This is a genomic window from Paenibacillus dendritiformis (assembly GCF_945605565.1).
Lineage (GTDB): Bacteria > Bacillota > Bacilli > Paenibacillales > Paenibacillaceae > Paenibacillus_B > Paenibacillus_B dendritiformis_A.
Genome location: NZ_OX216966.1, coordinates 6485814 through 6497362 on the forward strand (window position 1 = coordinate 6485814; position 11549 = coordinate 6497362).

Annotated in this window: 13 protein-coding genes; 5 read left to right on the forward strand and 8 right to left on the reverse strand. The window is 50.7% G+C overall.

Translation table 11 applies throughout. The features are described 5' to 3' along the window. Positions 1-56 precede the first annotated feature (56 nt). The 7 genes from NNL35_RS29175 to NNL35_RS29205 all read right to left on the reverse strand — a co-directional run bounded on the left by NNL35_RS29175 (position 57) and on the right by NNL35_RS29205 (position 7419). The gene (locus NNL35_RS29175) at positions 57-1346 is read right to left on the reverse strand and encodes a helix-turn-helix domain-containing protein (RefSeq protein WP_006679310.1); all 1290 of its coding nucleotides are present in this window, start codon (positions 1344-1346) and stop codon (positions 57-59) included. A gap of 242 nt (positions 1347-1588) precedes the next feature. After that, positions 1589-2551, reverse strand: a complete 963-nt coding sequence (locus NNL35_RS29180; RefSeq protein WP_006679309.1) for a siderophore ABC transporter substrate-binding protein — start codon at positions 2549-2551, stop codon at positions 1589-1591. Positions 2552-2673: 122 nt separating this feature from the next. Beyond that, on the reverse strand, positions 2674-3432 hold the full coding sequence (locus NNL35_RS29185) for an iron ABC transporter ATP-binding protein (RefSeq protein WP_006679308.1): 759 nt from the start codon (positions 3430-3432) through the stop codon (positions 2674-2676). Beyond that, on the reverse strand, positions 3426-4376 hold the full coding sequence (locus tag NNL35_RS29190; RefSeq protein WP_006679307.1) for an iron chelate uptake ABC transporter family permease subunit: 951 nt from the start codon (positions 4374-4376) through the stop codon (positions 3426-3428). Before NNL35_RS29190 ends, NNL35_RS29185 begins: the two co-directional genes overlap by 7 nt. Then, complete coding sequence (locus NNL35_RS29195; RefSeq protein WP_006679306.1) at positions 4366-5319, reverse strand: ABC transporter permease; 954 nt, start codon at positions 5317-5319, stop codon at positions 4366-4368. Before NNL35_RS29195 ends, NNL35_RS29190 begins: the two co-directional genes overlap by 11 nt. 459 nt (positions 5320-5778) lie before the next feature. Beyond that, entirely contained in the window at positions 5779-6966 is a 1188-nt protein-coding gene (locus tag NNL35_RS29200) for a dicarboxylate/amino acid:cation symporter (RefSeq protein ID WP_006679305.1), read from the reverse strand. A gap of 183 nt (positions 6967-7149) precedes the next feature. Then, a complete protein-coding gene (locus NNL35_RS29205; protein ID WP_006679304.1) occupies positions 7150-7419 on the reverse strand; it encodes a YqkE family protein in 270 nt (89 codons plus the stop codon). A 256-nt stretch (positions 7420-7675) separates the two neighbouring features. Here NNL35_RS29205 and NNL35_RS29210 point away from each other — a divergent pair, with 256 nt between their 5' ends. After that, the gene (locus NNL35_RS29210; protein WP_006679303.1) at positions 7676-8230 is read left to right on the forward strand and encodes a PadR family transcriptional regulator; all 555 of its coding nucleotides are present in this window, start codon (positions 7676-7678) and stop codon (positions 8228-8230) included. 12 nt (positions 8231-8242) lie between these two features. Further along, positions 8243-8716, forward strand: a complete 474-nt coding sequence (locus tag NNL35_RS29215) for a DUF4188 domain-containing protein (RefSeq protein ID WP_006679302.1) — start codon at positions 8243-8245, stop codon at positions 8714-8716. Between the two features lie 58 nt (positions 8717-8774). Here NNL35_RS29215 and infC read toward each other — a convergent pair whose 3' ends face one another. Next, on the reverse strand, positions 8775-9263 hold the full coding sequence (gene infC / locus NNL35_RS29220) for a translation initiation factor IF-3 (RefSeq protein ID WP_006679301.1): 489 nt from the start codon (positions 9261-9263) through the stop codon (positions 8775-8777). A 63-nt stretch (positions 9264-9326) separates the two neighbouring features. Between infC and NNL35_RS29225 the strand changes: the two genes are divergently transcribed. The 3 genes from NNL35_RS29225 to NNL35_RS29235 all read left to right on the forward strand — a co-directional run bounded on the left by NNL35_RS29225 (position 9327) and on the right by NNL35_RS29235 (position 11241). Continuing rightward, the gene (locus NNL35_RS29225; RefSeq protein WP_006679300.1) at positions 9327-9659 is read left to right on the forward strand and encodes a hypothetical protein; all 333 of its coding nucleotides are present in this window, start codon (positions 9327-9329) and stop codon (positions 9657-9659) included. Between the two features lie 233 nt (positions 9660-9892). Further along, the gene (locus NNL35_RS29230; protein ID WP_006679299.1) at positions 9893-10345 is read left to right on the forward strand and encodes a GNAT family N-acetyltransferase; all 453 of its coding nucleotides are present in this window, start codon (positions 9893-9895) and stop codon (positions 10343-10345) included. Between the two features lie 227 nt (positions 10346-10572). Beyond that, positions 10573-11241 carry a DUF559 domain-containing protein gene (locus NNL35_RS29235; protein ID WP_006679298.1) on the forward strand — a complete coding sequence of 223 codons (669 nt, stop codon included), beginning with the start codon at positions 10573-10575 and terminating at the stop codon, positions 11239-11241. Positions 11242-11549 lie beyond the last annotated feature (308 nt).

Genomic DNA, 11549 nt, shown 5'->3' on the forward strand with positions numbered 1-11549 from the left:
GGTTATTATAACAGTGCTAAGAAGGACATTAAAAATTAGTTTTTTCATTTTGTTTCTCACGCTAATTCCCCCAATTCTTTAACGATTCGTTGGTAGTAATTGCTTAACAGTTCTAGCGTAAACTGAGGTGAAACGTTATTCGTTAAATGGATATGCATAGCGGTATTGAGAACTTCTTTTTCCTTGGCTGCATCATCTACTTTGGAATACCAAAAGGCAGACTGAACCATATTCGTAATGCCTTTGCCGGTGTCGCCCGCAGCCAAATAATATTCTCCCTTGACTCGAAGATAATCAGCGTATGTAGCGCAAACTAACGGATTTCTCTCATCAACGGCAGCGGGAGTTGCCTTGTCGTTCTCCAAAACAACTTTAGCGCCTTCGAGGTTGCCCAGCTGTAAGTACAATTGCAGAAGTTGTTTGGTCGCCGGAATAACGGAGGCACTTCTGCACGTATCAAGAAATGATTCGAGCTGTTTGATTGCTTGGTTGACATTTCCTTTTTTTGCATTGAAGAATGCATCCATAAGTATGACATTATCTTTTGTTTGAGGGTATGTGAAATTTTTGTACTGTATAAGATACAGTTCTGACTCTTTATATGCTCCAATACTGAAATAAGCATCTATAAGGACACCGAGCGCATCTGCTTTATATTGGCTTTCTCCGCTTTTCAATACTTCTTTGCAATAATCAATGCACTCGTAATGATTGCTCAGGGTGTATGCATGAATGCCTAATTTATAATACAAACACACACGTTCCTCGGACGATAGGAAATCAACATAATGCAGAATATACTTTCCAGTCTGGTAAGTTTCCTTCAATCTGCTGAAATCATTTCGTTCAATAAGATAACGTTGGTACATGCTTTTAGCTATGTAAGGCATAATGCCATGAGAACGTGAGTAATTAAGGATGAGGCCGTACAACGAAAGTTTGATGGAGTCATTATTGATGGAGTCTGTAGCACGATACAACTTTCCTACTAAATACAGGGTATCTTCATTTGGTGCTTCAAGGAACTTTCCGGCTATTTTTGTTATCAACGACGGGTGCTCAAGTGTTGCCAACTCATTTTGCAAAATAGCATATATGACTTCCGATTTGTGTCCAATCTCGATGTACTGTTCTACGATGTCACTATGGGGAATGCCTAATACTCCAGCGATGGACAAGATGGATTGAAAATCAGGGCGTTTAACCTCGCCGTTTTCAATTCTCGACAAGCTGCCCTTGTCAACGCCGACTGCTTCTTGCAGCTTCGACAGACTCATTTCTTTCTTCTTCCGATGGTACTGTATCAGCTCCCCCAAGCTCCTTGGCCTCGCAGCAACGGTACTCACAATCTCACTCCTTCAGTTTCAAATTACTGTTCACCTATATATTACCATATAATTCGGGAAAAACAAACATTTGTTTACATATTATCCATTTAGAAAGAGAAACAAAAAAAGACAAAAACCACAATGCGGTTTTGTCTTGTCGATTGATATCGTCTGACTATCTCTTTCCATCATATAAAACAAACCGGGACGCACGAGGCGCCCCGGTTGCCGTTCCGGCTTAACTGCAAGCCGGCGATTGATTATTGAATGGCCGCTCCGATTTCTTGCACCATGGCTTCGACGGAGACGAGGCCGCCTCCGGATAGGTACCAGTAGCTCGGATCGAGGTAGACGATATGTCCTTCCTTGTAAGCTTTGGTCTTCATGACCAGTTCGTTCTCTACGACTTGCTTCGCAGACGATTCGCCGCCGACGACGGCGCCTCTATCGATAACGAACAGATAGTCCGGATCCTTCTCCACAATATATTCGAAGGACACAGGGTCTCCGTGAGTCGATGTTTTAATGTCTGGATCTACTGGCGTGAAGCCGAACACGTCATGGATAATGCCGAACCGGGAGCCGGCGCCATAGGCGCTGATTTTGCCGTCGTTCGCCAGAATGATAAGCGCGTTTTTGTTCGCCGCTGTCACTTTCTCATTCAATTGCTTGATATCCGTATCGATCTTCGCAAGCTCCGCTTGTACTTCGGATTCTTTGTTGAAGATTTTACCAAGGTTTTCCGCGTTCTCTTTGAAGGACTCCATATAACGCTCCGTGTCAATATCCATGTAGATCGTCGGCGCGATGGCCTTGAACTCTTCATACGACGACGATTGTCTGCCGGCAATGATGATCAGGTCCGGCTTCAGGCCATGAATCGTCTCGAAATCCGGTTCCTTCAATCCGCCCGCATTCACATACTTCTCGTCCTCGAATTTTTTCAAGTAAGGAGGCAGGTTGTTCTTCGGCAGCGCCGCGATCTCCACGCCCAGCTTATCCAGGGAATCGACGACTCCATAGCTGAATACAACGACTTTGGACGGGTTCTTCTTCACTGGCGTTTCGCCCAGCTCATGCTTAATTACAATTTCTTCCGCCGTGTTGTTCGCTTCGGCTCCAGTAGGTGTCGTACCATTGCTGCTGTCTGTCTTATTGGAACCACATGCTGCAACGAGGGTTGCCATCATGGCTATAACCAGAATCAGGACTGTTTTCTTCAATTTTTTTCACCTCTACCACGTATATTTATAACTATATTTATCGCCGTTAATATCACAAATTCGTACTATTATGGCACGACAATGCGATATTACCGAACGGTGTGACCCCTTTTTGTGTCGAGCTATGCATAATAAACGCAGATCTTGTTATCATTAAAGTTCTCGATGCTCATGTCCATATCATAAATGTCATGGAGAACCGCGCTGTCGATAATGTCATCGGTCGCGCCCTCCTTGATGACTTTGCCATTCTTCAATGCCACGATATAGTCGGAATAGCAGGAAGCAAAGTTGATGTCGTGAATGACGATGACGATCGTTTTGCCGAGCTCATTGACGAGTCTGCGCAATATTTTCATAATCTGCACAGAATGCTTCATATCCAGATTGTTCAGCGGTTCGTCCAGCAAAATATACTCCGTGTTCTGCGCGATGACCATCGCGATATAAGCCCGCTGCTTCTGCCCGCCGCTCAGCTGATCCAGATACTTGTGCTGCATTTCGGCAAGACCCATATATTCAATTGCTTCATCGACGTACTTCCAGTCCTCGTCGGACAATCTCCCTTGCGAATAAGGGAAGCGGCCGAAGGAGACCAGCTCCCGGATCGTGAGCCGCAGGTTGATATGGTTCGACTGCTTCAGAATCGAGATCTTCTTCGCCAGCTCCTTGCTGTCCCACTGGCTGATTTCTTTCCCGTCAATAAGCACTTCTCCGGAATCCTTCGAAATGAGCCTGCTTATGATAGACAGCAGCGTACTTTTGCCTGCGCCATTCGGACCGATGAACGACGTGATTTTTCGTTTGGCAATCGTAACCGAAATGTCCTCGATCACGTTTTTGCCGCCATATTGTTTGGATACGCCTCTTACTTCTACCATGATTTGTTCTCCTTCAATAGAAGATAAATAAAGTAGACCCCGCCGACGAAATTGATGATGACGCTAAGCGTCGTGGAGAAGGTGAATATCCGCTCCACAATGAGCTGGCCGCCCACAAGGGCGATAATGCTGATGAGGACGGAGCCGGCGATAAGATAGCTGTGCCGGTACGTCTTCAGAAACTGATACGTTACGTTCACGACGAGCAAGCCGAGAAAAGTAATCGGCCCGACAAGCGCCGTGGAAATAGAGATAAGTACAGCGACGATAAAGAGCAGCCGCTTCACGACATAGTCGTAATTGACGCCGAGGTTGATCGCCTGCTCCCTGCCCAGCGAAAGCACATCCAGATACTTGATGAAGCGCAGAAAGTAGAGCGTGACGAGCAGAAGCAGCACGCCTCCCATAAGGAGCAGCTTCGTGTTGACATGGTTGAAGCTGGCGAACATTTTGTCCTGCACGATCATGAACTCTGCCGGGTCAATCAGAACCTGCATGAAGGTGGACATGCTTCCGAAAAAAGTGCCAAATATAATGCCAATAAGCAGCAGGAAGTATATGTTCTGGTTCTCGCCCTTGAATATAAGCTTGAACAGCAGGCCCGAGAATACAACCATGAGTCCGACGGACACCAGGAAGTCCACGTTGCTGTTCATCATCATCAGCGTCTTCGAGCCAAATACGAAGATGACGATGGTCTGAATCAGCATATACAGCGAATCCAGGCCCAATATGCTCGGTGTCAGTATGCGGTTGTTCGTAATCGTCTGGAATACGGTTGTGGCAAATGCGATCGAAGCGCCGGTCAGGACAATCGCCAGTACTTTGATTGTTCTTTTCGGCAGCACGTAGTCCCAGTTGTCCCCCAGCTTGAAGAACAGGAACAACCCAATCAGCGTGAGAGCAAGGACAGCAAGAACCCCCGTTTTCGCTTTATAACCCATGTGCCCTTCTCCTCATTAACATATAGACGAAAATGGCGCTTCCGATGACACCGACGGTCAAGCTGATCGACAATTCATACGGGAAGATGATGATGCGCCCCAATATATCGCAGAACAGAACGAATACGGCCCCGAGAAGCGCGGTATGCGACAAGCTATTCTTCAAATTATCGCCTCTGTAAATGGAGACGATATTCGGAATAATGAGACCCAGGAAAGGAATCGTCCCAACGGTAAGCACGACCGTGCACGTAACGAGCGCGACCAGGATCAAGCCAATGTTGACCACGCGCTTGTAGTTGAGCCCGAGGTTTTTCGAGAAATCCTCGCCCATCCCCGCTACCGTGAACTTATTCGCATACAGGTATGCAATTACGATAAGCGGAATGCTGATATACAGCAGCTCATAGCGCCCCTTGATAATCATCGAGAAGTCGCCCTGCAGCCATGAGGACATGTTCTGAATCAAATCATACTTGTAAGCGAAAAAGGTGGAAATGGAACTGATAATATTCCCGAACATCAATCCGACGAGCGGAATGAAGATGGTATCTTTGAATTTGATTCGATCCAGTATTTTCATGAACAGCATCGTGCCTATCAAAGCGAAGACGAACGCTACGAGCATCTTCACCAACGGGCTCGCCGTCGTGAACAGCATCAAGGAGACGAGTATCCCCAAGCGGGCCGAATCAAGCGTCCCTGCCGTCGTGGGCGAGACGAACTTGTTCCGGCTGAGCTGCTGCATAATCAGGCCGCATATGCTCATGCTGACCCCGGCGAGAATGATGCTGATAAGCCTTGGCACCCGACTGACGAGAAAAGTATGAACCTTGTCGTCGTTCAGATTGAACAAATCCCATGGCTTAATGTCTATGACCCCGATAAACAGGGAAATAAAGGAAAACAGGATAAGCGCAATAACCAGATATCTCTTCTTCATGTCTCTTTCCTTATAAGTCAGAGTATAGGCGTTCCGGATGTATGGTCTGCATTCCCCGTGTTCACCCGCATGTATAATAATGATATTCATTATCAGTAACGCGTTGTAACAGTTATGATTATAGCGGTTCCCTCGGTAAAGTCAATGGATTTGGCCAAAATAATTGAGTATCGTTCTCAATTAGAATCTTTATTATAATGAAATCATTTGATAAAAACGATTGGATTGGCTGCGGATGGAGCGATGCTTCATCCGTCACCGGGCTGCCAGCTCATGAGCAAGGCGTCCGCGCCTCGGCGCTGCAATGGGATAGCAGATCGCCTGTTCTGAGTCGCGGGGATACCGGCCAATAGAGGCCAAGAAGCTGATATTCCCGCCTGTGAGGCTGGCCGGATGCAGCTAAGGGAAAAGCCCGGTGAACGTATCACCGGGCTCTCACCTTTTCCGATCAAGGAATTATCATAAGCTAGTGTTGGCAGACGGCTCTTGGCGTCCCCGCTTCTTCTTCACGGCGTGAATGATCTGTGCAATCGCACCGTCTCCGGTGACGTTGGCAGCCGTTCCGAAGCTGTCCTGTGCAATATAGAGCGCAATCGCTAAGCTAACCATTGCCTCATCGAAGCCGAGCATCGACTGGAATAATCCGATAGCCGCCATCACTCCGCCGCCTGGCACGCTGGGAGCGGCGATCATCGCGATGCCGAGCATGAATATGAAAGGCACCATGGTGCTCACCGTCAGCGGCACGCCATGAATGTATAGTATGGCGCTCGCGACCGAGGTAATCGTAACCGCCGATCCGGTAATATGAATCGTCGCGCACAACGGCACGACAAAGTTCGTTACTTCTTCGTCTGTCCCAAGCTTCTTCACTTGCTGCATCGTCACCGGAATCGTCGCCGCCGAAGATTGCGTGCCGAGCGCCGTGAGGTATGCCGGGAGCATCGTGCGCAGCATCGCCAGCGGGTTGCGCTTGTTCACTGCCCCTGCGATCGCATATTGGCACAGGATGACCACGAAATGCATCACGAGGATGACCGCGAATACCTTGACGAACACTTGCAGAATGAACGCGACTTCGCCTGCCTGCGTCATATTCATGAAGAGCCCCGCGATATGAAACGGCAGCAACGGAATAATAATCGCTTGTATCGCCTTGGCTACGATGTCCTTGAATTCCAGCGAAGCGGTAAGAAGCGCGTTCGTCTTCACGAAGGTGATGCCGACCCCAATCAGGAAAGACAGCAGCAGCGCCGTCATAATGTCGAACACGGGCGGCATAGGCAGCTCGAAGTAGGTGGTCAGCAGCATCTCCTCCGGATTCTTGGCTGCCAGCCCGGAAGCCCCGGACAGCAGCCAGGGAAAAGACGAAGCCGCAACGCCATAAGCGAGCATCCCGGATAGCACCGTAGATACATATACGATAAATGCAGTCAATCCGAGGAGCTTCCCGGCTCCCCTGCCAAGCTCCCCGATCCCCGGAACAATAAAGCCCAAAATAATGAGCGGAATCAGGAAGCTCAGAAACTGACCAAATACATGATTTAATGTCGCAAAAATTCGTATGAACCAGTCCGGCATAATAAGCCCTGCTCCAATGCCGAGCATAATCGCAATGACAATGCGCGGAAACAATCCCAATCGCATATTCATAGACCTTCTCCCCTCTGACTACCTGAGAAAAACAAGATTACTATTTCGTCTCCCCAGTAAATACAAATGTTCCTCTTGCGAGTACAGTTCAATATACTAACATATCAGACATGCAATTGACAATTACCGAATACAAAAAAGCCCGATGAACGGATCATCGGACCTTCTCTTCTCATGTTATTTATACTTGCGCCAATCCATGCTGCTATTGTTCAACAAATAATTGAAGTCATTGTCCAGCCGCTTCTGTTCTGCCGTACGGGCTTCCTCCGCCTGGCGTCTCGCGTCTTCCTTCCGCTGCACTTCCTCCGCCTTCAATACGGTAGCCTGCGCCTTCAGCTGCGCTACGACATCAGGCCGCAGCAGATCCTTCAGCGTCGCCGGCTGATCTTGGCCAGTTCGGGCAGTCCCTTGCGGAGCGGCGTTCCGGCCTCTCTTCTTCGCCATCGCACTCACCTCATCCCTATTATAGCAGAATCTCCCTCATGCAGCACTGCTGTCATGGACTGTCGGGAGCCCTGCTGCCTGTGCGTGTTATGACGTTCGGTCCGTTATGACGTTCGGTCTGTTATTGGTTCCACAAATACGATATGAGCGCCGCTCTGCCCTAATCCACTGCTCAGGAAAATTCCCCCTTGTCACCTTTCAAGTTCTAATGTATCTTTATGATATATATCATTATGATACATTAGAAGGTGATACAATGGCTGCTAAGCACAGTGACACGACCTATGCCATTCTCGGGCTGCTCACGACCGATTGCCACACAGGCTATGACATGAAGCGGATGATGGACACCAGCCTCAATCATTTCTGGAAGATCAGCTACGGCCAGATCTATCCGACGTTGAAGAAGCTGGTCGAGGACGGCTGGGCCGTGGTGACCGATACCGCCCAGGAATCGAAGCCCGACAAAAAAGAGTACCATATTACGCCTCAAGGAATGCAGGCGCTGCAGGCTTGGCTGCAGGAGCCGCTTCAACAGCTCCACACGTACAAAAATGAATTTTTGCTCAAGCTGTTCTTCCACCGTCATCAAGAGACGGATGCGACGGTCCGGCAGATCGAGCGATTCAAGTCGATGCTCCAGGAGCGTTATCAGATGTACGAAGCGATCGAAAATCAGATCATGACGCATTGTTCGGATGAAGAAGATTTGGAATATTGGCTGCTAACGCTCGACTACGGCAAGCGTGTCGTTCAGGCCGAGATGGAGTGGAGCGATGCGGCGATGCGGCAGCTTCAACAGAAAAGATAAGGAGGAGATACGATGGGAAAATCAATCTTTGGCGGGCGCTATACGGTAGAGGATAGAGAGCAGGATATTGTCGTGTTCCTGATCGGAATGAGGGTGAACAAATGGTGGGCCGTTCATCAATGGTGGCCGGTCTTCACAGCGATGCCGCCAATGATTCGCGAACTGTATACGAACCCGGAGCTTGGCTTTCTCTCCTTGGAGACGACCGTCAATCTAAGAACGATCTTGATGGTTCAATATTGGCGATCCTTTGAGGATCTGACAGCCTATGCGCGGGGGCCGGAGCATTTGAAGGCATGGCGGCGATTCTATCAAGCGGTCGGGAAAACGAATGCGGTCGGCATCTATCATGAAACGTATATCGTACGAGGAGGCCAGTTCGAGGCCGTCTACGGCAATATGCCGAAGTTCGGCCTGGCCAAGGCGCGGGGACATGCGCCCATCACGACTCGGACCGATTCTGCGGCGCAGCGCGTCCGGGCTTGAATGAAGACTCCCATCTGTCCAATGTACGGTCGGATGGGAGCCGATTGCTTTGCTTAGGCTATGCTTCCGCACCTGGCGCCGGATCGACCTGTACCATCGCCTGCTTGCCGCTCAATTGAATGCCGGTGCGCTTCGTTCCTGCCGGACGCAAATCCTGCAGCAGCCGCTCGAGGATCTGCTGCGCTAGCGCGCCTTCCTTGCCCTTGATGCGGATGACGAGCTGCACCGAATCTCCGGCGCGCAGGATCCGTTCCGCCTGATTTTTCTTCGTCTCATAGTCATGATCCTCGATCTGCGCCGTCAGGCGAATCTCCTTCACCTTCGGCTGCCGATCCGCCTTGCGGGCCTGCTGCGCTTCCTGCTTGGCCGCCCCCGCTCCGATCAGCTTGCAGGGTGGCGGGCTGCTCATCAGCGACAGGCAGACGAGATCCACCTTCAATTTTTTGGCCATCGCGAGCGCCTCCGAGGTCGGCACGATGCCGAGCTGTTCTCCGTTCAGACCGGTCAATTCGACTTCGGCAGCCCGTATCTTCTCGTTCTTGATCATTGTGAATCCTCCTGCCCATTCGCTATAATGAACCCATATTACCGCCTGGAAGGAGATATATCAATGTCTCGCAAAGAAATCGAAGAGCAGATTATCCGCAACTATGAACGGGATGAGCAGATGATGATCCTGGTGTTCGCCCAGTGGTGCGTCAATCATGACCTTGATCCGGCCGAGCTCTATCAGCAGGCCTATCCGCAGCAGGGCGCCAATCCGGCGCTGCAGCAGGCCATCGGCCTCACGGTTCCGAAGGAAGAGGCCGGCGACATTCCCGACGACACGGTGCTCGGCGTCCTGTCGCTCTACGGCAACGATGATCTGGCCTTCGTCGTGACGGAGGCGATGAAGAATCGGGCCGCACGCGCCAAGGCGGCCGGCGGGAATGAAGCTTCCTGACGGAGTCGGGATGCGGCCAGCCTCCCGCCAATTCGGGCCGCTAACGCCGCTCGGCTAACGCAGCAGGAGTCAGACACTCGTGCTGGGCCTACTGACGCCCGCTGTGCGGCAGCGCTATCCCCGCCTAGCCCTCGGGAGAGGCGAACATTTTCAGCAAAAACAGGAAATGTCCGATACCGCCCCGAAGTAGATAGAGATATCAGTTTGTCGCATCAAAGGAGAAAAAGACTATTATGCAGATTCGAAAATGGAATGCGGAGGAACAGCCTCCGATGGAATTGCTGCTGCTGGCAGACCCTTCTGCCGAACTCGTGCAGGAATATCTCGGGCGGGGAACATGCTTCCTTGCGGAGCAGGAAGGGGAAGTCATCGGCGTCTATGTGCTGCTGCCGACCCGGCCGGGCACGATCGAGTTGGTCAACGTGGCCGTCGCGGAGAGTCACCAGGGACAGGGCATCGGCAAGCGGCTCGTCCTTCATGCGGTCGAGACCGCCAAGGAGTTCGGTTACCAGACGATAGAAGTAGGTACCGGCAGCACCAGCATAAGCCAGCTCGCGCTCTACCAGAAATGCGGGTTCCGGATGACGGGCATCGACCGCGATTTCTTCGTTCGCCATTATGACGAGGAAATCTACGAGAACGGCATGCTGCTGCGGGATATGGTGCGTCTGGCTCAAGATCTGTAACAGTCGAGCAGAGAACAAGATGACTGTGTTCCGGACTATCTGACCCAGTGGTTCGGCAAAGGATTGTGAGTGACTGCACTATGTCTACTCACTGCTGCCAGCCATGGAGCCAGGCTGGTCAAGCATCCGATTCCACAGTATAATAAACGTAAGAGACGAAGAACGTCCCGATCCTTTCCATGCGAAGGGAATCGGGACGTTTTTATTTTGTGGAAGGAGGCGGTAAGGTGAGTTTTGAAGAGGCGCATGATGCGTTTATTCAGCACCACTTGCAGAGGAGAACGGGAGAGCGAAAGGGGCGGCTGGAGCGGGGACATCGGGAGGCCGAGAAGCTGTTTTGCCGCAACGTATGGTGGCCCCTTCGGGGCAGCTTTGGCCAGCTGCATCCGGAATACGAAGTCCTCGATTGGCGGGGCCTGTCCTATTTCTGCGATTTCGCCTGGTTGTCCCCGCATGTCAAGCTGATCATCGAGATCAAAGGCTTCGTGCCGCACGTCCGAAATATGGACAGGCAAAAGTACTGCAATGAGCTGAACCGGGAGACATTTTTGTCCGCGATTGGGTTCCAAGTCATCTCCTTCGCTTATGACGACGTCGCGGATCGCCCCGAGCTGTGCATGGCGCTGCTGCGCATGGTGATGAGCCGCTATCACGCGAACTCCGCGCCTGTCAGCCTGCACAGTCTGGCGGAACGGGAGACCATCCGGCTCGCTTGTATGCTCGGCCGTCCGATTCGCCCTATCGATGTGGAGGCGCATCTAGGCGTGAACCATCGCAAAGCGGTGAGAACGCTGCAGTCGCTCTGCTCCAAAGGATGGTTTACGGCTGTCACCGGAGGCTCAGGCAAATATGTCGTGCGTTATGAGCTTAGGCCGGGCGCGCTTGACTATTTGTAGAAAATGCTGCAATTTTACATCATTTCTGATCGGTGATATACCGCTCTGAAGGATTCCTGCAAAAGTACATCATTTTCGCGCTCAAACTGGAATAAAGGCAGGTAGAGTATGAAATTGCTGCATCTCTGCATTATTTTTCCTCCGATCGGCGTTTTCTGGTGAAAAATAATGTATTTTTGCAGCATTGGTCTGCCCGGGGGTAGGCGAAATGCAGGCAAGATCGGTTATACGCGGGATAGATGCTCGCGAAAGTGGAAGTACGAGGATACGGGTAAATGAAAATGCGTATGTACGAAGTAGGAATGTAC

Excerpts from the sequence above, each read along its gene's own strand:
- NNL35_RS29185 (WP_006679308.1), bottom strand. The coding sequence starts at position 3,432 with ATGGTAGAAGTAAGAGGCGTATCCAAACAATATGGCGGCAAAAACGTG.
- NNL35_RS29190 (WP_006679307.1), bottom strand. The coding sequence starts at position 4,376 with ATGGGTTATAAAGCGAAAACGGGGGTTCTTGCTGTCCTTGCTCTCACG.
- NNL35_RS29195 (WP_006679306.1), bottom strand. The coding sequence starts at position 5,319 with ATGAAGAAGAGATATCTGGTTATTGCGCTTATCCTGTTTTCCTTTATT.
- NNL35_RS29200 (WP_006679305.1), bottom strand. The coding sequence starts at position 6,966 with ATGCGATTGGGATTGTTTCCGCGCATTGTCATTGCGATTATGCTCGGC.
- NNL35_RS29205 (WP_006679304.1), bottom strand. The coding sequence starts at position 7,419 with ATGGCGAAGAAGAGAGGCCGGAACGCCGCTCCGCAAGGGACTGCCCGA.
- NNL35_RS29210 (WP_006679303.1), top strand. The coding sequence starts at position 7,676 with ATGGCTGCTAAGCACAGTGACACGACCTATGCCATTCTCGGGCTGCTC.
- NNL35_RS29215 (WP_006679302.1), top strand. The coding sequence starts at position 8,243 with ATGGGAAAATCAATCTTTGGCGGGCGCTATACGGTAGAGGATAGAGAG.
- infC (WP_006679301.1), bottom strand. The coding sequence starts at position 9,263 with ATGATCAAGAACGAGAAGATACGGGCTGCCGAAGTCGAATTGACCGGT.
- NNL35_RS29225 (WP_006679300.1), top strand. The coding sequence starts at position 9,327 with ATGTCTCGCAAAGAAATCGAAGAGCAGATTATCCGCAACTATGAACGG.
- NNL35_RS29230 (WP_006679299.1), top strand. The coding sequence starts at position 9,893 with ATGCAGATTCGAAAATGGAATGCGGAGGAACAGCCTCCGATGGAATTG.